This window comes from Streptomyces sp. NPDC059534, from assembly GCF_042743475.1.
GTDB lineage: Bacteria > Actinomycetota > Actinomycetes > Streptomycetales > Streptomycetaceae > Streptomyces.
In genome coordinates this window covers 11,957-32,563 of sequence record NZ_JBHWAQ010000043.1, presented here as the reverse complement: position 1 = coordinate 32,563, position 20,607 = coordinate 11,957, and the positions used below count along the sequence as shown (strand labels likewise).

Annotated in this window: 14 protein-coding genes; 11 read left to right on the top strand and 3 right to left on the bottom strand. The window is 72.2% G+C overall.

Going from position 1 to position 20,607, the window contains the following annotated elements:
* Positions 1–209 precede the first annotated feature (209 nt).
* The 9 genes from ACFVZH_RS34150 (at position 210) to ACFVZH_RS34110 (ending at position 12,121) form a co-directional block, all read left to right on the top strand.
* Entirely contained in the window at positions 210–1,085 is an 876-nt protein-coding gene (locus tag ACFVZH_RS34150) for an FAD binding domain-containing protein (RefSeq protein ID WP_384903563.1), read from the top strand.
* Positions 1,082–2,905 carry a 2Fe-2S iron-sulfur cluster-binding protein gene (locus ACFVZH_RS34145; protein WP_384903562.1) on the top strand — a complete coding sequence of 608 codons (1,824 nt, stop codon included), beginning with the start codon at positions 1,082–1,084 and terminating at the stop codon, positions 2,903–2,905. The genes ACFVZH_RS34150 and ACFVZH_RS34145 overlap by 4 nt, the downstream gene beginning before the upstream one ends.
* Positions 2,902–5,223: a xanthine dehydrogenase family protein molybdopterin-binding subunit gene (locus tag ACFVZH_RS34140; protein ID WP_384903560.1), complete on the top strand. Its 2,322-nt coding sequence runs from the start codon at positions 2,902–2,904 to the stop codon at positions 5,221–5,223. Before ACFVZH_RS34145 ends, ACFVZH_RS34140 begins: the two co-directional genes overlap by 4 nt.
* Before the next feature lie 119 nt (positions 5,224–5,342).
* Positions 5,343–5,810, top strand: a complete 468-nt coding sequence (locus tag ACFVZH_RS34135; RefSeq protein ID WP_384903558.1) for a hypothetical protein — start codon at positions 5,343–5,345, stop codon at positions 5,808–5,810.
* A 44-nt stretch (positions 5,811–5,854) separates the two neighbouring features.
* The gene (locus tag ACFVZH_RS34130; protein WP_384903556.1) at positions 5,855–7,366 is read left to right on the top strand and encodes a hypothetical protein; all 1,512 of its coding nucleotides are present in this window, start codon (positions 5,855–5,857) and stop codon (positions 7,364–7,366) included.
* A 77-nt stretch (positions 7,367–7,443) separates the two neighbouring features.
* Positions 7,444–8,628, top strand: coding sequence for a type VII secretion-associated serine protease mycosin (gene mycP / locus ACFVZH_RS34125; RefSeq protein WP_384903591.1), 1,185 nt, complete (start codon positions 7,444–7,446; stop codon positions 8,626–8,628).
* A gap of 48 nt (positions 8,629–8,676) precedes the next feature.
* A complete protein-coding gene (locus ACFVZH_RS34120; RefSeq protein WP_384903554.1) occupies positions 8,677–9,096 on the top strand; it encodes a hypothetical protein in 420 nt (139 codons plus the stop codon).
* A 47-nt stretch (positions 9,097–9,143) separates the two neighbouring features.
* A complete protein-coding gene (locus ACFVZH_RS34115) occupies positions 9,144–11,462 on the top strand; it encodes a hypothetical protein (RefSeq protein WP_384903552.1) in 2,319 nt (772 codons plus the stop codon).
* A 5-nt stretch (positions 11,463–11,467) separates the two neighbouring features.
* Positions 11,468–12,121: a hypothetical protein gene (locus tag ACFVZH_RS34110; protein ID WP_384903550.1), complete on the top strand. Its 654-nt coding sequence runs from the start codon at positions 11,468–11,470 to the stop codon at positions 12,119–12,121.
* 19 nt (positions 12,122–12,140) lie between these two features.
* Here the strand turns inward: ACFVZH_RS34110 and ACFVZH_RS34105 are convergent, their stop codons facing one another.
* From ACFVZH_RS34105 to ACFVZH_RS34095, 3 genes are read right to left on the bottom strand one after another with little or no spacing between them, the layout of a single operon-like run.
* The gene (locus ACFVZH_RS34105; RefSeq protein ID WP_384903548.1) at positions 12,141–14,246 is read right to left on the bottom strand and encodes a protein kinase; all 2,106 of its coding nucleotides are present in this window, start codon (positions 14,244–14,246) and stop codon (positions 12,141–12,143) included.
* Between the two features lie 45 nt (positions 14,247–14,291).
* Positions 14,292–16,481: a PQQ-binding-like beta-propeller repeat protein gene (locus ACFVZH_RS34100; protein ID WP_384903546.1), complete on the bottom strand. Its 2,190-nt coding sequence runs from the start codon at positions 16,479–16,481 to the stop codon at positions 14,292–14,294.
* A 57-nt stretch (positions 16,482–16,538) separates the two neighbouring features.
* A complete protein-coding gene (locus ACFVZH_RS34095) occupies positions 16,539–17,462 on the bottom strand; it encodes a serine/threonine protein kinase (RefSeq protein ID WP_384903545.1) in 924 nt (307 codons plus the stop codon).
* Between the two features lie 376 nt (positions 17,463–17,838).
* Between ACFVZH_RS34095 and ACFVZH_RS34090 the strand changes: the two genes are divergently transcribed.
* The gene (locus tag ACFVZH_RS34090; RefSeq protein ID WP_384903543.1) at positions 17,839–18,267 is read left to right on the top strand and encodes a hypothetical protein; all 429 of its coding nucleotides are present in this window, start codon (positions 17,839–17,841) and stop codon (positions 18,265–18,267) included.
* Positions 18,268–18,281: 14 nt separating this feature from the next.
* A complete protein-coding gene (locus ACFVZH_RS34085; RefSeq protein ID WP_384903542.1) occupies positions 18,282–20,603 on the top strand; it encodes a hypothetical protein in 2,322 nt (773 codons plus the stop codon).
* Positions 20,604–20,607: the final 4 nt, after the last annotated feature.

Below are 20,607 nucleotides of genomic sequence, written 5' to 3'. Positions count from 1 at the left end.
GAAGTCACCGTCGCTCCCGGGGCGTCCCGGACGGAACAGTCCTTCGCGGACCCTCGCGCCGGACGGCTCGGAAGATGTGCCAGAGTTGCCACGTCCGGCGTGTGAGCACGTACGGTACGCCCACACGCAGGCGCGACAGCAGACGTGACAGCAGGCGCGACGGCCGGGCACAGTCGGGGACCACCGGGACACCGGGAAGGGGCAGCGGGTTGACCACGCACGCACCACAGACGGCGCAGTCCGTGACGCTGCCCGCCTCGCTCGACGAGGCCGTGGCAGCGCTCACGGCCATGCCGGCCGCCGTGCCCGTCGCCGGTGGCACCGACCTGATGGCCGCCGTCAACAGGGGGCAGCTCCGCCCCGCCGGACTCGTCGGCCTGAGCCGCATCAACGAGATCCGCGGCTGGCAGTACCAGGACGGCCACGCCCTCCTCGGCGCCGGCCTCACCCACGCCCGGATGGGCCGCCCCGACTTCGCCGCCCTCATCCCGGCCCTCGCCGCCGCCGCCCGCGCCGCCGGCCCGCCCCAGATCCGCAACGCCGGCACCCTCGGCGGCAACGTCGTCACCGCCGCGCCCACCGGCGACTCGCTGCCCGTCCTCGCCGCCCTGGAGGCCGACCTCGTCGTCCTCGGGCCGCTCGGCAGCCGCGAGATCCCCGTCTCCCACCTGCTCGCGGGCCGCGACCTGCTCGCCCCCGGCGAGCTCGTCGCCTTCGTCCGCGTCCCGCTGCTCCACGCCCCCCAGGTCTTCGTGAAGGCCACCGGCCGCACCGGCCCGGCCCGCGCCACCGCCTCCGTCGCCGTCGTCCTCGACCCCGCCCGGCGCGGCGTGCGCTGCGCCGTCGGCGCCGTCGCCCCGATGCCGCTGCGCCCCCTGGAGGCCGAGCGCTGGATCGCCTCGCTCGTGGACTGGGACAACGACCGGGGCCTCGCCCCCGAGGCGCTCGCGGCCTTCGGCGAGTACGTCGCCGCCGCCTGCATCCCTGACCCGCCGGGCGACGAACAGCCGCCCCCCGGCGTACTGCACCTGCGGCGCACCGTCGCCGCACTCGCCCGACGGGCACTGGGGAGGGCACTGTCGTGAGCACCAACGACCAGCACGGGGACCGGCGGACCGGACAGGGCGGCTACCCCGGCGGCTGGGAGCCGATCCCGCAGAGCGAGGGGTACGACGGCGACGCCACCGCGTTCGTCCAGCTGCCCCCCGACTTCATGCTCGACGGCGTCCCCCTGGAAGCGCCCGGCCACGGCTACGTACCGCCGATGATCACCCCGCTCCAGCCGCTCACCCCGGCCGCCGCGACCGACCCCTCGGCGACCGGCACCTGGAACGTGCACCTCCCGACGGAGGCCGAGCAGACCCAGTACTTCGAGCAGCCGCGGTACGGCGGCCCGGCCGGCTACGACGGCATGCCCGAGTACGCCGACCAGCGCGCCGACTACGCGGACCGGCCCGAGTACGCCGACCACCCCGAGTACCCCGACCACTCCGACTACCCCGACCCTTCCGAGTACTCCGGACAGCAGCCCGAGTACGACGGGCGCCAGGGCGAGTACGACGGGCAGGGCGAGTACGCCGGCCAGGCTCCGTACGGCGGGCCGGCCGAGCACGACGGACAGCGGGCGGAGTACGCCGAGTACCTCCGGCACCCCGAGTACCCGGGCCGGGACGTGCACGCCGGGCAGGACGTACACCCCGGTCAGGACCCGCACGCCGGTCAGGACCCGCACGCGACGGCCGAGTGGCGCTTCGGCGAGGCGGCGGCGCCCGCCTCCGCGTCCGCCTCCGGCACCACGGGCCAGTGGGAGATCCCGGTCGTGCCGGACACGGCCGACGCGGTCGGCGAGGACTCGGGCGAGTTCGCCCCCTCGGCCCTCGCCCCGTACGCCGAGGCCCCCGCGACCCTGCCGGGCGGCGCCCCGGCGCCCTGGGCGCTTCCCGAGGACCCGGCGGCGGACGCCGCGGCCGAGGCGTCCGACGAGGACGGGAACACGGCCCCGCGGGCCGCCCACGACGAGGCCGGTACCGAGGCCGAGGTCCCGGAGGAGGCCCCGGGCGACGACTCGGACGCCGCCGAGGACCCCGACGCCCCCGGAGCCACCGAAGGCCCGGAGGCTCTCGACGAGCACGCCGGAGCCGACGAGCACACCGGGGCCGACGAGCACGCGGAAGCCGACCGGGATGCCGGGCACGGGCACGAGGGGCACGGCGGGCACGAGGGGCACGAGGGGCACGCACCCGCCCCCGAGGCCGCTCCGGCGTCCCTCCCCATTCCCGCCCCCGCCCCCTCCCCGAGCCCCTACGCCTCGACGGACAGCGACGAGCACCCCCACACCTCGTACACCCTGCGGGTCAACGGGGCCGACCGGCCGGTCACCGGCTCCTGGATCGGCGAGTCGCTGCTCTACGTGCTGCGCGAGCGGCTCGGTCTCGCGGGAGCCAAGGACGGCTGCTCGCAGGGCGAGTGCGGCGCGTGCAACGTGCAGGTCGACGGCCGTCTCGTGGCCTCCTGCCTGGTCCCGGCGGCGACCGCCGCCGGGAGCGAGGTGCGGACGGTCGAGGGCCTCGCGGCCGACGGCGAGCCGTCCGACGTGCAGCGGGCGATGTCGAAGTGCGGAACGGTCCAGTGCGGCTTCTGCATCCCCGGCATGTGCATGACCGTGCATGACCTCCTGGAGGGCAACCACGCCCCCACCGAGCTGGAGACCCGCCAGGCACTCGCCGGCAACCTCTGCCGGTGCTCCGGCTACCGGGGCGTCCTCGAAGCCGTACGGGACGTCGTCGCCGAGCGCGAGGCGAGCGCCGCGGCCGGCGCCTCCGAGACCTCCGACGAGACCCGTGCCCCGCACGAGATCCGCGTCCCGCACCAGATCCCCCACCCGCACGACGGAGGCATGGCGTGAGCAGCGACGGCACCACCGCCGTTCCCGTAGTCCCGGACGCTCCCGGGACCATCGGCCAGGAGCCGCCCGCACACGGCATCGGCACCTCGCTCCCGCAGGCCGAGGCGCGGGCGAAGACCGAGGGCACGTTCCCGTACGCCTCCGACCTGTGGGCCGAGGGGCTGCTGTGGGCCGCGATCCTGCGCTCCCCGCACCCGCACGCCCGGATCGTCTCCGTCGACACCGCGGCCGCGGCCGCCATGCCGGGCGTACGGGCCGTGGTGACGGCCGCCGACGTGCCGGGCGCGGCGACCTACGGCCGCCAGGTCGCCGACCGGCCCGTCTTCGCCTCCGACCTGGTCCGGCACCACGGCGAGGCCATCGCGGCCGTCGCCGCCGACCACCCCGACACCGCCCGGCTCGCGGCCGCGGCGATCAGCGTCGAGTACGAACTCCTCGACCCGGTGACCGACCCGGAGAAGGCGTTCGCCGCCGAGGCACTGCACCCCGACGGAAACCTGATCCGGCACATTCCGCTGCGCTTCGGCGACCCGGAGGCCACGGGCGAGGTCGTCGTCGAGGGGCTGTACCGGATCGGACGCCAGGACCCGGCGCCGATCGGGGCCGAGGCGGGCCTCGCCGTACCCCGCCCCGACGGCGGCGTCGAGCTCTACACCGCCTCCACCGACCCGCACACCGACCGCGACCTGGCCGCCGCCTGCTTCGGCCTGCCCCTCGAACAGGTCAAGCTGGTCGTCACCGGCGTCCCCGGCGCCACCGGAGACCGCGACGACCCGGGGTTCCAGATCCCGCTGGGCCTGCTCGCCCTGCGCACCGGCTGCCCCGTCAAGCTCACCGCTACGCGCGAGGAATCCTTCCTCGGCCACGCCCACCGCCACCCGACCCTGCTGCGCTACCGCCACCACGCGGACGCCGAAGGACGCCTGGTGAAGGTCGAGGCGCAGATCCTGCTCGACGCGGGCGCGTACGCCGACTCGTCCTCCGAGTCGCTCGCGGCCGCCGTGGCCTTCGCCTGCGGCCCGTACGTCGTCCCGCACGCCTTCGTCGAAGGCTGGGCCGTCCGCACGAACAACCCGCCGTCCGGCCACGTGCGGGGCGAGGGCGCCATGCAGGTGTGCGCCGCCTACGAGGCCCAGATGGACAAACTGGCCGCGAAACTCGGCGTCGACCCGGCCGAACTGCGCATGCGGAACGTCATGGCGACCGGCGACATCCTGCCCACCGGCCAGACGGTCACCTGCCCGGCCCCGGTCGCGGAACTCCTCGCCGCCGTACGGGACTTCCCGCTGCCGCCGCTCCCCAAGGACACCCCCGAAGGCGACTGGCTGCTGCCCGGCGGCCCCGAGGGCGCGGGCGAACCCGGCGCCGTCCGGCGAGGCGTGGGCTACGCCCTCGGCATGGTGCACATGCTCGGCGCGGAGGGCACCGACGAGGTGTCGACCGCCACCGTCCGCGTCATGGACGGCGTCGCCACGGTCATCTGCTCGGCCGTCGACACCGGTTCGGGCTTCTCCACCCTCGCCCGCCAGATCGTCCAGGAGACCCTCGGCATCGACGAGGTCCACGTCGCCCCCGTCGACACCGACCAGCCCCCGGCCGGCCCGGCCGCCCACGGCCGCCACACCTGGGTCTCCGGCGGCGCCGTCGAACGGGCCGCGAAGATGGTCCGCACCCAGCTCCTCCAGCCGCTCGCCCACAAGTTCGGCATGTCGACGGAGCTCCTCCAGATCACCGACGGCAAGATCACCTCCTACGACGGCGTCCTCTCCACCACCGTCACCGAGGCGATGGACGGCAAGGAACTCTGGGCCACCGCCCAGTGCCGCCCCCACCCCACCGAACCGCTCGACGAGGCGGGCCAGGGCGACGCCTTCGTCGGCCTCGCCTTCTGCGCCATCCGCGCCGTCGTCGACGTCGACATCGAACTCGGCGCCGTCCGCGTGGTCGAGATGGCCGTCGCCCAGGACGTGGGCCGCATCCTCAACCCCGCCCAGCTCGCCACCCGCATCGAGGCCGGCGTCACCCAGGGCGTCGGCGCCGCCCTCACCGAGAACCTCCGCACCGCCCGCGGCCTCGTCCGCCACCCCGACCTCACCGGCTACGCACTCCCGACATCCCTGGACGCCCCGGACATTCGCATCGTGAAACTCGTCGAAGAGCGCGACGTCCTCGCCCCCTTCGGCGCCAAACCCGCCAGCGCCGTCCCCGTCGTCACCTCCCCCGCCGCTGTGGCCTCAGCCGTACGCGCCGCCACCGGCCGCCCGGTCAACCGCCTCCCCATCCGCCCCCAGGCGGCCGTCGCCGTGCCCAATTCGTAACCATGTGATGTCCGTTGCTTGTGCAACCGGGAGGTGCGCACTGTCGTCGTTCCTGACTACAGTGAACTTCTAGACTTGCAGTAGCAGCACGGTTGTTCACACGGGGGAGGAGCGCGGGCATGGAAGCCTACGTGGACGGGATGCGGGGGATGAGCGCGGATGCCGTGCGCTACAACTCCGAGTCGATGACGGACTTCAAGAAGGGCATCGACGAGCTGATCGACCTGCTCACCGGATCGCAGGCGGACCCGAAGAAGATGGAGTCGGATCCGGTGTCCCGCGCGCAGTTCGGCGGCGGCGGTGCGGCCTGGTCCGAGGCCAACAGCGTCTACGACTCGTACAACACCGTCCTCAAGCAGCTGACGGACCTCTCCGGCCTGCTGCGCGACTGCCTCGAAGGTCTCGGGATCGCCGTCGTCGCGTCCAAGGACGGCTTCGAGCAGATGGACGACGACGTCAAGCAGAAGATGATCGGCATCCACGACCGCACCTGGGTCGCCAAGGACAAGGCGGACAAGGAAGCGGGCCGCGGGGCACCGGCGAGCGAAGGCTCTCAGACGGCCGAGGGCGACGGCTCCCTCCAGTAGGCGGGTGCGGACGGAACATCAGGGACACGGGGAAGAGGCGACAGATGAGGCCCGCAGAGAGCGGCGGAGGCGGCGGAACCGACTTCCGCTCCATGTCCCACCAGCAGATGTTGGCGTGGCTGGACGAAGCCAGCAGCTTCTACGTCAGGGACGCGGCGGACCGGCTCACGGAAGCGTCCGGGAAAATGCGCGCCATCGCGCAGCAACTGCGTGACCGCACCGGCCGCGTGGACTGGCAGGGCGAAGCCGAGAAGGCGTTCACCGACTGGGCCGAGAGCGTGGCCAGTTCCACGAACAAGCTCGCGGACTACAGCACCCACGCCTCCACCTGGATGGGCGACGCGTCCGAGGCCATCGCCACAGCACAGGGCGCCATGCCCCGCTACACCTCCCACGCGCAGGCCAAGGAGAACCTGGACGCCGCGCGGAAGTACCACAACGACCCCGACTCGCAGTCCGTCGCCCGCAACGCCCAGGCATCCATGGCCGACAGCGAGGACGCCAAGGTGATCGCCGCCAAGGAGGAGGCGAACCGGCAGGCGGCCGCGGCCGAGATGGAGAAGCTCTCCTCCTCCTACCAGTGGTCGAGCTTCCAGATGACGAACTTCGACCCGCCGACGTTCCCGCCGCCGCCGGGTGACTTCGTGCCGGCCGGTGGCCCCTTCGTCGGCGGGGAGAGCTCGTACGTCAACCCGTCGTCGAAGGGTCAGAAGTACTCCGTGGACACGGAGACGGGCACGGGGACGGACACCACGCGCTCGCAGCCCGAGACGCGGAACACGCCCGAGTCGAACGTCATTCCGCCCAAGGGTGACCCGACCGGGCCCACGCACGTGGTGCGCCCCGAAGTCCGGCCGGACGTGCCCGTGGACCTCGGAATCGACAGTGTGGACACCCGGCCGCACACCCCGACCGTGCCGACGACGCAGACGCCGGGCGGTCCGCCGCCGATCACCAAGCCCGACGGCGGGACGCCCCCGTTCGTCACCACCGGCGTCCCCCCGTTCACCGGGAAGGGCGGCCCGGGGCCGCTGGGGCCCACCGGTCCCGGCACCGGCGGCGTGCGCAACCAGCTGCCCAACAGCCTGCGAGGGATGCCCGGTCCGCTGGGCGGCACCCGCGAGGGCATCAGCGGCGGCCGTCAGGTCCCCAACACCACGGGCCGGCCCTCGACCGGCATCCCGCGCAGCACCGTCGTCGGCAACGAACCCACCGGGCGCAACGGCTCGGGCATGGGCCGCGGCCCGATGGGCGGCGGCCACGGCATGGGCGGCCCCATGGGCGGCGCGGGCAGCCAGAACGGCATCAGCGGCGGACGCAGGCTCGCGGGTGAGTCGGGCGGAGTCGTCGGCGGCAAGGCGCAGCGCGCCGGCGCCGCGGGTGGCGCCGGCGGCGCGGGGCGCCCCTTCACCGCCGGTGGTTCCGGCCTCGTGCGCGGAGGCGCCACGAAGCCCGGCGACCGCGAGGAGCAGAACGGAGAGCGTCCCGACTACCTGGTCGAGGACGAGGAGACCTGGCAGCAGGGCCGCCGCGTGGCGCCGCCCGTCATCGACTGATCAGCGCGAGGAAGCAGATGTCTACCAGCAGTACGCGTCGGAGCCGTGTCCGAGTCACCGCCTCGGCCGCCTTGGGGATGCTGCTGGTGGGCATCGCATCCGTACCCGCCCACGCGGAGGGCGTCCGTGCCCAGCAGTGGCACCTGGACGTATTCGGCGCCGAGGAGATCTGGCAGCTCAGCAAGGGCCAGGGCGTCACCGTCGCCGTCATCGACTCCGGCGTGGAGAAGGACAACCCTGACCTTCTGGGCCAGGTCCTCAAGGGCAAGGACTTCGCCACGGACAAGCCGGGTGACGAATACACCGACTACGACGGCCACGGCACCGGCATGGCCGGCCTCATCGCGGGCACGGGGCAACGCGACGGCGGCAACGGGGCGTTCGGTCTGGCCCCCGCCGCGAAGATTCTTCCCATCCGGGTGCCGGGAGGGGACGACAACGCGAAGAACCAGGCAGCGGCCGACGCGGAGTTCAACCGCGTCGTACCCGACGCGATCCGCTTCGCCGCGGATTCCGGAGCCAAGGTCATCAACATCTCGATGGCCGTGGCGACGGACTCGCCTCAGCTCACGGACGCGGTGAAGCACGCCCTTGCCAAGGGCGCCCTGGTCTTCGCCGGTGTCGGCAACGACGCCGAGAAGGGCAACCGTCCGATGTACCCGGCAGCGACCCCCGGCGTCGTCGGTGTCGGCGCCATCGACAAGAAGCTGACGCGCATCCCGATGTCCCAGCACGGCCCGCAGGTCGACATCGCGGCACCCGGCAAGGACACGGTCTCCGCCTGCGGAGGCGGAACGGGTATCTGCAAGTCCACCGGTACCAGTGACGCCACCGCCCTTGCCTCCGCCGCCGCCGCGCTCATCTGGGCCAAGCACCCCGACTGGACCAACAACCAGGTCCTGAAGGTCATGCTGAACACGATCGCCGCGCCCAACGAGGGCGAGAAGCGGAACGACTACATCGGCTACGGGGCCATTCGGCCGCTCCGTGCGCTGAAGACGCCCGGTGACCCGGGCCCGGCGGACGTGCGGCCCATCGACGACCTCGCGGCAGTGGCGACCGCCTCGCCGTCGGGTGATCTGCCTTCGACGGGTCCGGCGCCGGCGGAGTCGTCGGGCGCTCCCGCACCCGCCCCGGAGCCCCAGGCCGCCTCCTCCGACGACGGCGGCAACACCGGCCTCTGGATCGGCCTCGGTATCGGTGCGGCCGTGCTGGTCGGTGCCGCCGTCGCCGTACCCGTACTCCGTTCACGGCGGGGCTGAGCCCGCACCCTGCCGCTGGACGTCCGTAACTCACCCATGGGGAAGTAGATGTCGTTCGACGAGGAGTGGAGCCAAGCCCGCGGCCAGGCCGTGGAGATGAGGCTCAACAGCGTGCCCGCGGACCCTGGCGGGGGCGGTGGCGGTCCCACCGACTACAAGGTGACGTCCGCCGATCTCAAGGCGATCGGCAACGAGGCGCAGGAGCTCTTCCACTGGTTCGAGCGGGACGCGTTCCACGCGGGCGCGCAGACCGACGCGGCCTCCAAGAGCCTGGACGGCGACGGGTTCCTGACCGGGTCGGCGATGTGGACGATGTGGGACACCTGGCGCGGCCAGGCCGAGACGCTCCTGAGCGCCTGCGCGCACATCCACAACCACCTGGAAGACACCGTCACCAGCCACGCCAACCACGAAGAGGCGCTGGTCACGAACTTCTCCATATCCACGATCGACAAGCACTTCAACTGAGCCGACGCCGGTGACGGCGGCGACCGCCCGGCTGACGAGGGAAACAGATGCTGAAGTTCGACCAGGTCCTCCACGCCCGGCTCGGCGGTCTCAAAGAGGCGGTCACCGTCTGGTCGGAGACGGTGACCAAGCTGGAGAAGACCAAGGAGAAGGCGGAGACCGGCCTTCAGGGCAAGGCCGACAAGGCCGACTGGAAGGGCGAGAACGCCGGGGTGACCCAGGCGTTCGTCCGCAAGACCGCCAAGGAGTTCGGCGACGCCCTCACCGAGGCGAGCAGCATCCGCAACATCCTGCGGGACGCGGAGTCCGAGTTCCAGGCCGCGAAGAGCGAGCTGGAGAGGCTGGTCGGGGAAGCCCCGGGCAAGGGCATCCGCATCGACCAGGACGGTGTCGTCAGCTATCTGATCCACCCCGACCGCAGGTCCAAGGACTACGCCGGGCCCAAGCCCGAACAGGCCGACTTCGAGGCGATGCGGTCGGCGATCAAGGCCGCGATCGACCGGGCGAACAACGCCGACGACGTGGCGTCCCGCGCCCTGCGCGGACTCGTCGGCAGCGACAAGAACAACTTCTCCGGCACGAACTACGACTCCCTCAAGGCCGCCTCGAAGGCGCAGGACGCCGAGGACGCGCACGCCGCCTACGAGCTGTACAAGAAGGGCGACGACGCCACCCCGGAGGAGATCGACAAGCTCAACGCCCTCTTCAAGGCCAACCAGAAGGACCCCTACTTCGCCGAGAAGTTCGCCCTGGAGGTCGGGCCGAAGGGCAGCATGGAGTACTGGGCCGACATGGGCGACCCGAGCGACGGCTCGCGCCTCGGTGTCGACCACCGGGACAAGCTGAAGGAGCTCCAGACGAACTGGAGTATGACGCTCGCCACCGCGACCCATTCCACGAGCCCCGAGATGGAGCAGTGGAAGGCCGACGTCATCAAGGCCGGCAGCGAGCCGATCCAGACGCGCGGCACCAGCCCGTACGGCTTCCAGGTCATGAGCAACCTGATGCGGGTCGGCGACTACGACGACAAGTTCCTGAAGGACTACGGCAACGGTCTCGTCGTCACCGAGCGGAAGATGACCCACGACGGGCGGCTGCCCGCCGACCGTGCCTGGCACGCGATGGGCGGCATGCCGAGCCACCTGAACTGGCAGGGCGGCGACCTGGGCAACGACCCCATGATCGGTTTCATGGAGGGGCTCGGGCACAACCCCAAGGCGTCGACGGAGTTCTTCAACAGCAGCATCGACGTCACGCCCGAGAACACCAAGGACAACAAGAAGCTCGACCCGTTCGACTACTTCACCAAGGACCGCGAGTGGCCCGAGGAGCTCAACGACAAGGGTGACAGGACCAAGGAGCCCGGCTACAACGCGCTCGGTCACGCCCTGGAGTCCGCGACCACCGGCCACCCGTACGACGCCGAGGCCGAGGGCCTCAAGGACGTGCGGACCAAGGAGAACGCGGAGGTCATGCAGAAGGTCGTCGAGCGGTACGGGGACGACCCCAAGTACATGCACAAGCAGCCGGGCATCGACGACAGCCTCGGCAAGATGGGCGCCGCCTACATCGACGAGCTGAACCGCTCCCTGGAGACGGACAGCGACACGACGATGGAGGAGAAGAAGAACTCCCCCTTCGGCAACAACGACGACAAGGGCAAGTCCCGGTTCGGCGAGGAGTTCGACACCGGGCTCCTCTGGAACCGCGGGGACGCCGTCAACTTCATGGGCATCGTGTCGCAGAGCGAGACCGGGCACTCCACCCTCTCGGCGGCCGAGATGCTGTACACGACGAGCGTCCTCGACGAGGTCGGCCCCAAGCCCGGGTCCACCTTCGACGAGCGCGACCTCACCGACGCCCGCACCACGCTCCGCATCGGGTCCGAGGCACAGGGAATCATGGACGAGTCCCGTATGGCGCAGATCGACAAGGACTACGAGAAGGACTCCGAGGAGCACAAGAAGGCCGTCGGCAGGACGACCGAATGGGTCAAGTTCGGGGTCGGCGCGGTCGCCGCGGGCGGTGTCGTCGCCCTGACCGGCGGTGCCGGTGGCGTACTCGTCCCGCTGGCCGCCGAGACGGTGGGCGGCGCCGTGACGACCTTCATCGGCATGGAAGCCGACGACATGGGCGAGAAGTACGAGAAGGACGAGCTGCTCAAGAAGAAGTCGGACGACCTCAAGGACGAGTCGCTGGCCATGGGCAAGGAGAACTCGCTCCGCCCCGGCATCGCCTACGCGAACGCGCCCGGCTGGAGCGAGCGGGACCGCAACTACCTGGACGAGACGCTGGTCGACTACGTCCGGGACGCGCGCCTGCACGCCCGGGACAACTCGCTCCCCGACCCGTACGAGAAGAAGTGATGCACATGCGGTCTGCGCTGGCACGGATCGGTGCGGCCGTCGCCGTCGCCGCCCTCCTCACGAGCTGCTCCGGCGGCGACGGCGGGGAAGCCGCGCCGGAATCGGACCACCTGTCGGCGGCCGAGGTGTGCGGGGGCTTCGCCAAGGACCCGGCCACGGCGGCGGCACTCGAGGGTGCCATGGGTGCCAAGCGGTTCTCCGACAACCTGTCGGAGCCGGAGGAGGCCCTTGCCGCGCTGCGCGACGCGACCCGCGCGCCACTGGCCGACTCCTACCGGCCGCAGCCGGTGAAGTACTGCTGGCTCCTGCCCAAGGACACCGAGGGCGACAGTCTCGTGATCGGAGTGAATGCGATTCGCCGGGCGCCGGGCATGCATCCGGAGCTCCTCCCCAAGGTGACCATGTACACCTCGGGGCTGCTGGCCTACTCCTCCTCGGGGCTCGGCAAGGTCTACTTCTCCTGCCGGCTCAAGGCACCCGCCCACCAGATGGTCGTCGAGACGACCATCCAAGGTCCGGGAGGCTTCCCGCAGGAGGACATGGAGCAGCGGACCCGTCTGGTCACCCTCGCCAACGCCACCGCCCGGCAGATCTCCGCCGAGCTGGGCTGCCAGGACGACGGGCTGGCGAAGGGCGTGCCGGCGGAGGCGAAGGGCTGAGCCGGGAGGGGCGGCCGGATCAGACGCCGAGGACGGGCATGGCGAGGATGCGGCCGCCGCGGGCGATGAAGACGCGGTTGCCGCCGCTCGAGAGCTGGTAGGAGCCCTCGCGCTGCATCTTCAGGGTGAAGAGCAGGGCGTCCGATGCCTTGTGGATGACCTGGACGTAGGTGTTGTCGGGGGAGTGGACCCAGACCGTCGCGCCCTCCACGGCCGGGGGGCTGACGCTGCCGGCGCCGTAGCCGCTGAGGATCTCGGACCAGGCCGTGGTCGGGGTGCGGACCTCGCGGATGGTGCCGAGACGGGCGACCGTGTACGCGTCGACCGCGATGACGTGGTCGCCGTCGACGACGGGGGTGCCCCAGCCGGGGTAGGAGTCGGAGCGGTTGGAGTCGTCCTGCCAGAGGAAGTCGCCGCGGTCGAGGCGGCGGGCCATGAGGGTGCGGCCGCCGAAGTAGGCGATGTTGTCGGCGCTGAGGGCGGGGGCCTGGCCGTCGGTGCCCTGGTCCTTGATCTCCCAGTCCGTCTCGCCGTTCTCGGTGAAGAGGGCGGCGACGTGGCCGTCCCGGCCGTGGACGACGAGACGCTTCCCGCCCGCGGCGGCCTTCGCGGCGCCGTTCGGGGAGCGGGGGGACGTCATGGGGCGCTGCCAGGCGGTGGCGAGCGTCCAGGCGTCGACGGCGCGGAGCTGGTCGTCCTCGGTCACCAGGTAGACGTGGGTGTCGTCGGCGGCGAGGACGGCGTCGACGTCGGACTGGGACTGCCAGACGTGGCGGCCGGTGGAGGCGACGAACGCGTGGAGGACGCCGTTCTTGTCGGCGCCCACGACCAGCCGGTCGGCGACGGAGACGAAACCGGTGTCGGCGTCGATGTCCTTCGCGCGCCACCGTTCCCTGCCGTCGGTGACGGAGAGGGCGAGCAGCCCGCCCGTCTTCGCCTGCACGACGACCAAGTCCCGTACGGGCAGGGGGAGTTCGCCCTCGGCCGCCGTGACGTCGAGTGGCCCCCACAGCGGGTCGGGAGCCTCGCCCTGCCGGGTGTCGATGGCGGAGACGAACGCCGCCTCCGGGGTCGCGACGGCGGCCGGTACGTCCGCGGTCGGTGACTTCGCCTCGCCCCGGTTCAGCCACCATGCGCCCGCCCCGCCGCCGGCGCCCAGGACGGCCACGCCGACGGCCGCGCCGGTGAGGAAGCGGCGCCGTGACGGCGATGACGCGGGTACGGCGGTGTCGGCGGGCACGACCAGGCGTTTCATGGCGGTCTCGCGCCGCTTGATGTCGTCGGCGAGCGGGCCCTTGCGCCAGGCGCGCTCGGCGCCCTTGGGCGGGGCGAACGCCTCGGCGATCTGCGGGGGTGCGGGGCGGTGGGCCGGATCCTTCGCCAGGCACGGGCCGATCAGCTCCGTGAGCTCCGGCGGGACCAGGCTCAGGTCCGGGGTGCCGTGGACGACCTCGTACTGGACGGCGGCCACGTGACCGCCGTCGAAGGTCCGGCGCCCGCCGGCCGCGTAGGCGAGGACCGCGCCGAGGGAGAAGACGTCCGACGCGGGGCCGACCCGCTGCCCGAGGACCTGCTCCGGCGCCCCGTACCCGGGGGTGACGGGGGTCTGGCCCGTGGTGGTGAGGGTGAGGCCGTGTTCGGGGCGGGCGATGCCGAAGTCGATGATCCGGGGGCCGGTGGAGGTGAGCACGATGTTCGCGGGCTTGAGGTCGCGGTGGACGAGACCGGCCACGTGGATGTCGTGCAGGGTGCGGGCCAGCCGGTCGGCGAGGGCGCGGACCGTCGGCACGTCCATCGGCCCGTACGCGCGGACGGCCTCGTCGAGCGTCGGACCCGCGAGGAACTCGGCGGCGATCCAGGGCCGTCCGCCCTCGGTCTGCGCGCCGAGGACCCGCGCCACGCCCTTGCTCGTGACGGCCCGCGCCATGTCGGCCTCGCGGACGAAGCGCTGGGTGAGGTGCCGGTCGTGGGCGAGTTCGGGGCGCAGGACCTTGACGGCGGCGGGTGTCCCGTCGCCGTCGCGGCCCACGTACACCTTGCCCATGCCGCCCTCGCCGAGGACGCCGAGCAGGCGGTACGGGCCGAGCCGGAGCGGGTCGCCGGTGGCGAGGGGCTGAGTGGTCACGGGATCGCTTTCCTGGTCGGAGGGGGAGGAGGGCCGGCGGCCGGGTCAGGCGTAGGGCAGGGCGACGACGGACGTCTTCCCGGCCCCGATGATCCGGGTCCGCTCCCTGTCGACGACGTAGCGGCTGGCGTCCGTCGGGAACACCCAGGCCGAGCGGTGGGTCGTCAGGTCGACGGCGCTCAGACCGCCCCGCACCGGCGCGTACACGTACTTCCTCCCGACCACGGGGACGGTGAGGAGCTCGGGAGTCAGGTCACGGCCGGAGGGGGCCTCCTCCCAGCGCTTGAGGCCCTTGTCCGCGCTGAAGGCCATGAGTCCGCGCACCGCCTCGTTCGCGTAGACGAGACCGCCCGAGACGGTCGGCATTCCGTACGAGGTGCCGCCGGAGCCGGTGCCGAACTCCCAGGTGACCGCCCCGTCGGTGAGGCGCACGGCCCGGAGGCGGTCGCCGCCCGTGTAGACGTGGCGGCCGTCGGTGGCGAGCTGCCCGGGGATGTACGAGGGGGAGTCCTTCAGCGGGAGCCGTCGCTTCCACAGCTGCCGGCCGGTGCGCACGTCGCGGGCCTGGACGAGGAAGGAATCCAGGTCGCCGCTGTTCTTGCCGAGGATCAGCCGATTGCCGACGACCTGCGAGAGCCAGGGGCGGACGCCGTCCCACTCGTACGCCTGGCGCCACATCTCCTTGCCCGTGCGCAGATCGACGGCGAGCAGGTGCCAGCCCTTCTCGTTCGTGTCCGAGTCGATGCTGTGGTCCCCGCGCCGCGAGGCGGCGAAGAGCGTCCCGCCGGCGGCGGTGAGGAGCTCCGTGCCCGAGCTGGTGCCGTCGAAGCCCTTCAGCACGATGGTCCGTGCCGCGTCCTTGCCGGTGCGGGGTGCGAGCGTACGGATCCGCAGGGCGCCCGGTCCCTCGTAGATGCCTTCCGACAGGTAGAAGGACGTGCCGTCGCCGGTGATCTGATGGGGCTCCATGACCGCGCTCTCGGCCCAGAGCTCGGATCCGTTCTTCGGGTCCAGCGCGCGGAAGGACACGGTCTCCGCGAAGCCCACCACATCGCCGGCCAGCAGCTGCGTCGTCCGCTCTTCGCGGTCCAGGGACGAGCCCTGCCACAGTGCCGCGGGCGCCCCGTCGGCGGTGGTGGTGGCGGGGATCGCGGTGGGGCCGGTGGGGGCGGGCGCGCCGGCCGAAGGGGCTTCGGCGGTACGGGAGTCCAGCCACGCCCACAGCCCCCCGCCCGCCCCCGCCACTCCCAGCAGGGCCGTGCCGCCCAGGGTGAGGGCGCGGCGGCGGGACACCCGGGGGGCCGCCACCGTGTCCGCCAGGGCGGAGGTCGCGGGGGTGGGGAGGCGGTGGGGGGCGGGGAGCCAGACGTCGGTGGCGCGGCGGGCGATGTCGGTGAGGACGAGTGGGGGGAGGTGGTCGGCGAAGTCGCCGTGGCCGTCGTGGAGGTGGGAGGTGAGGGTGGCGGTGGTGGGGCGGGTGGCGGGGTCCTTGGAGAGGCAGGCGGTGAGGAGGGGGAGGAGGGAGGCGGGTACGCCGGTGAGGTCGGGGTCGGCGTAGCGGACGCGGTAGAGGAGGTCGGCGGGGGAGCCGGTGCCGAAGGGGCCGTGGCCGGTGGCGGCGAAGACGAGGACGCCGGCGAGGGCGAAGACGTCGCCGGCCGGGGGGTGTTCCTGGCCGCTCGCCTGCTCGGGCGACATGTAGGCGGGGGTGCCGGCCGCCGCGCCGGTGCGGGTGAGGTGCTCGTCGCCGGCGGCGCGGGCGATGCCGAAGTCGATGATCTTCGGGCCGTAGGCGGTGACGAGGACGTTGGAGGGCTTGAGGTCGCGGTGGACGACGTCCGAGGAGTGCAGCTGCGCGAGGGCGCCGGCGAGTGCGGCGCCGAGGGCGCGGACGGTGGGTTCGGGGAGGGGGCCGCCGAGGGCGACGGCGTCGTCGAGGGGCGGGCCGAGGACGTATTCGGTGGCCAGCCAGGGTGTTTCGGCGAGGGGGTCGGCGTCGACGACGGCCGCGCCGTGGCGGGCGCCGATGATCCGTGCCGCGTCGGTCTCCAGCCGGAACCGGGCCCGGAAGGCGGGGTCGGTGGCGAGTCGCGCGTGCACGGTCTTGAGCGCGACCGTGCGGCCGCCGGGGGTGCGGGCCAGGTAGACCGTGCCCATGCCGCCGGAGCCGAGGCGGGCGAGGAGGCGGTAGGCGGCGACGGTGGCCGGGTCGTCGTGGGTCAGGGGCGACAGCATGAGGTCAGGTCCGTGTGATCGGTGGCGGGTCGGTCGTGTCCGGCGGCTGTCGCCGCGTCAGGTCCGGGCGGGGGCCGGGGCCGGGGCGGGGAGCGCGGGGAGTTCCGCGGCGAGGAGTTCCGCGGACTGGCGGGCGAGGGCGGCGATGACGCGGCCGGGGAGCCAGCCGGGGGTGAGGAGGGCGGCGGCCGAGTCGAGGACCGTCCGGTGGGTGGTGGGCGGGGCGAGGGCTGCCGTCAGGGCGGCCGCGGTGGGGCGGTCGGCGGGGTCGCGGGCGAGGCAGGAGGAGATCACGGGGCGGAGGGAGGGCGGGAGTTCGTCGCGTTCGGGCACGGTGTGGCCGGTGGCGGCGTACGCGAGGACGGCGCCGAGCGCGAAGACGTCGCCCGGGGGGCGGGGGCGGCCGCCGGATGCCTGCTCGGGGGCGAGGGCGCCCGGGTCGAGGCCGGGCAGGCCGGTGCGGGGTTCGCCGTCGGGGCCGGCTGCCCGTACGGCGCCGTAGCAGCTCAGCCGGGGGCCGTCGGAGGTGAGGAGGACGGCGGCGGGGGAGACGCCGGCGTGGGTGAGGCCCTGGGCGTGTGCGGCGGCCAGCGCTTCGGCGAGGGCGGCGCCGACGGCTCGTACGGTCGTCTCGGGCAGCGGGCCGCCGTGGACGGCGAGGGCCACGGGGAGCGGGAGCAGGGGGAGGTAGGGGGTCGCGTACCAGGGGGTCTCGCCGGGGGCGGCCAGGTCCGTCACGGGGGCGGTCCAGGGGCCGAGGAGGCGGCGGGCCTCGTCGGCTTCGGTGGCGAAGCGCGCCGGGTCGGTGCCGGGCAGCGGGGCGTGCAGCAGGACGGTGCGTTCGCCGTCCTGGGTGCGGGCGACGAAGCGGCGGCAGGGGGCGGCCGGGCCGGGCGGGTCGAGGCGGGTGATCAGCCGGTACGGGCCGATCAGGCGGGCGGACTCCTCCCGCGTGCGCGACTGCGTGCGCGACTGTTCCACGTGTACGTCCCCCCGTCGTTCCGGCGCCCCGTGACGACGGGGGCGGGACGAGCCTATCGAGGCGGGGGCGCGGGGCCGTGGCCGGGAGCGGCCCGTGCCGTCGGGTCCGGGGGCGGTGCGGTGCCGTTCGGGGGCCTGTGCGGGAGGGGTTGCGGCGCGGTGGTGGTGCCGAGAACGTCCGGGCTGTCCGAGTTGCGAAGGTGAAGTGGGCGCGTGGACCTCGTGGGGAGCGTGAAGGTCGGGGTATTTCCCGGCAGCTCGTGCTCGAACGCGTACGCGGGGACTACGATCGCGATGTTTCCCTGGGCGTGGAACTTGCTGGGGCGAAGCCGGAACGAACACCGTCAGAGGGTCACGGGAGCAGCGGGGGGCGAGCATGTCGTTCGAAGAGGAGTGGGCGTCCGTAAGGTCCACGTCGACGGCCAACGTGAGCATGCGGCTCAATCAGGTCGCCCCGGAGCCCGGGGGCGGTGGCGGCGGGAACGCCGACCTCAGCGTCGACCAGGACAAGCTCGGGGCGATCGGCAGCGCCGCGTACGCGCTGCACGGCCGGCTGGTCAAGGACGGCAACCACGCCCGTACGAACACGACGGAGGCGGCGACGGGCATGTCCAGCCACGGCTTCCTCACCGGGTCCGCGATGTCGACCGTCCAGGAGACGTGGAGCTCGCAGCTGAACACGCTGCTCGACGCCTGCGCCAACATCTCCAACCACCTCGACTACAGCGCCGCCTCGCACGCCAAGGAAGAGGCGGACATCACGGCGGCCCTCGCGGCATCCAAGATCAACGAGTACTTCAAGTAGGCGGGGGACCTGCTGTGCTGACCTTTGACAACGTGTACCAGGCGCCGCTCGACAAGATGAAGGCGTCGGCGGACGACTGGGCCGCGATGAAGGGCAAGCTCGACACGCTCGCCCAGGACGCGCAGTCGACGATGGCCGCGAAGGCCAGGGACGACTACTGGCGCGGGGTGAACGCCGAGGTCACCAAGCCCTTCGTGGACAAGACGGCGAAGGAGTTCGGCGACGCCGCCAAGGCGGCCGAGGGCATCCACAAGGTCCTGGAGGACGGCCACAACGCCTTCAAGAAGGCGAGGGACGACCTGAAGAAGATCGTCGAGACGGAGGCCCCGGGGAAGGGCTTCAGGGTGCGGTCGGACGGCACGGTCGAGGCCGTCGAGCCGCTGTCCCGGACCAAGGACCAGGGGATGCGGCACGACCCCGACTTCCAGGACATGGTCCGCAAGGAGAACGCCGACATCCTGGAGATGCAGCGGCGGATCGACGCGATCATCGAGACCTGCGACGACGCCGACGTGTCCTGCTCCAACGCCCTCAAGGCGAACATCACCGGCGACCGGCACAACTTCAGCGGCCCGAAGTACACCAGCCTCGACGCCGAGGAGGCGCAGCGCGCCGTCGACCTCGCCAAGAAGGGCCGGGACATCTCCCACGAGGAGCTGATGCGCCTCAACGAGCTGCTCAAGGACAACAGCGGCTCCAAGGAGTTCTCCCGGGCGTTCTACGACGGCATGGGCCCGAAGGGCGCGCTGGAGTTCTTCGGCCAGCTCTCCACCGACACGTACGACTACTCGAAGGTCGACAAGGAGCGCCTCGCCGACGTCCAGGACCTGCAGAAGAACCTGGGCCTCAACCTGGCGACGGCCACGCAGGGCGGCGACGCGTGGACCGACAAGTGGTCCACGGAGATGCGCAGGATCGGCACGGAGCGCATCCCGCTCGTCAAGTACGACAACAACCCGGCCTTCGGATACCAGTTGCTCGGCGGCATCATGCGCTACGGCAACTACGACCCCAAGTTCCTGGTCCCCATCGCCGAGCACGTCACCCAGCTCCACGCCAAGGACCCGTACCTCTTCGCCAACAGCAAGCCGCTGGGCGGCGGCTGGCTGAAGAACCAGTACAACCCGTCCGGGATCAACGGCTCGGGCTTCGACCCGATGATCCCGATGCTGGAGGCGCTGGGCCACAGCCCGGACGCGGCCAAGGAGTACTTCTCCAAGGAGCCGACGTCGTACAACACGGACGGCAGCCCCGGCGGCACGGTCGACCTGGACGGGAAGAAGAAGGGGGACCAGAACAGCTACCTGGACTACTTCCAGAACAAGGAGTACGACTTCTTCCCCGACGTCGAGGGGCACAACCCGGACGACTGGAAGAAGACCGCGGAGTACATGCCGGACGCCCTCGGCCACGCGCTGGAGGCGGCGACCACGGGCCACGGCTGGGACGACCCCAACCCCCAGCTGCACCGCGACGAGAAGTCCGCCGAGATCATGAAGCAGGTGATCGACTCCTACGGCACCAACACCGAACTGCGCGGGCAGCACAAGCCGCTGATGGACAGCCTCGGCCGGATGGGCGCGGCGTACATCGACGACCTGAACTACTCGACGTACAACTTCGGCGATTCCGGCGACGCCCTCGGCCGGGACACGCTCTTCGGCGCGAGCAGCGACGGAAGCCGGCGCACGGACTTCGGCGAGGGCGCCAGCCTCCGGTTCATGAACGCCGTCGCGGGCGACGAGGACGGGTACAAGACGCTCTCCGCCGCGCAGCAGGTCTTCGAGGCCGGCGGTCTGAAGGCGCTGGAAGGGGACAAGGACTCCCAGCTCACCTTCCTTCACAACTCGACCAAGCTGCACGGCATCCTGGACGAGTCGCGGATCGACGCCATCTCCCTGGAGTTCAAGGACCAGGAGGAGGCCAAGAACCTGGAGATGGAGAAGCAGGCCGAGTGGCGGAAGTCCGCCGTCAGCGGCGGTGTCGCCGCGGTGGTCGGCGTCGGTTCCGCCGTGGTGCTCGGGCCCGCCGCGGGACTCGTGGCGGCGACCGCGGTCCCGATCATCATGGAGACGGTCGGTTCCGCGGTCAGCACGGACTACGCCTCGGACACCCTGCAGTACCTCAAGGACAACGAGTACAAGAACGACGACGACGCGGACTCCGCGGTCGTGGACGCCCGTCAGGAAGGCCGTCGCGCCGTGGTCGTTCCCGCCCTCAACGTCGCCGAGACGCAGGGGCTGACGCGGACCGAGCGGCAGGAACTGATCCGCGAGATCGAGTACTCGTACAACACGGGCGCGAAGAGCGTCGACGACCTTACCGCGAACAAGTGAGGCA

What these genes read in the sequence shown, in the direction of transcription:
- ACFVZH_RS34090 (WP_384903543.1), top strand. Translation starts at nt 17,839, where the DNA reads ATGTCGTTCGAAGAGGAGTGGGCGTCCGTAAGGTCCACGTCGACGGCC.
- ACFVZH_RS34120 (WP_384903554.1), top strand. Translation starts at nt 8,677, where the DNA reads ATGTCGTTCGACGAGGAGTGGAGCCAAGCCCGCGGCCAGGCCGTGGAG.
- ACFVZH_RS34115 (WP_384903552.1), top strand. Translation starts at nt 9,144, where the DNA reads ATGCTGAAGTTCGACCAGGTCCTCCACGCCCGGCTCGGCGGTCTCAAA.
- ACFVZH_RS34100 (WP_384903546.1), bottom strand. Translation starts at nt 16,481, where the DNA reads ATGCTGTCGCCCCTGACCCACGACGACCCGGCCACCGTCGCCGCCTAC.
- ACFVZH_RS34110 (WP_384903550.1), top strand. Translation starts at nt 11,468, where the DNA reads ATGCGGTCTGCGCTGGCACGGATCGGTGCGGCCGTCGCCGTCGCCGCC.
- mycP (WP_384903591.1), top strand. Translation starts at nt 7,444, where the DNA reads ATGCTGCTGGTGGGCATCGCATCCGTACCCGCCCACGCGGAGGGCGTC.
- ACFVZH_RS34135 (WP_384903558.1), top strand. Translation starts at nt 5,343, where the DNA reads ATGGAAGCCTACGTGGACGGGATGCGGGGGATGAGCGCGGATGCCGTG.
- ACFVZH_RS34130 (WP_384903556.1), top strand. Translation starts at nt 5,855, where the DNA reads ATGAGGCCCGCAGAGAGCGGCGGAGGCGGCGGAACCGACTTCCGCTCC.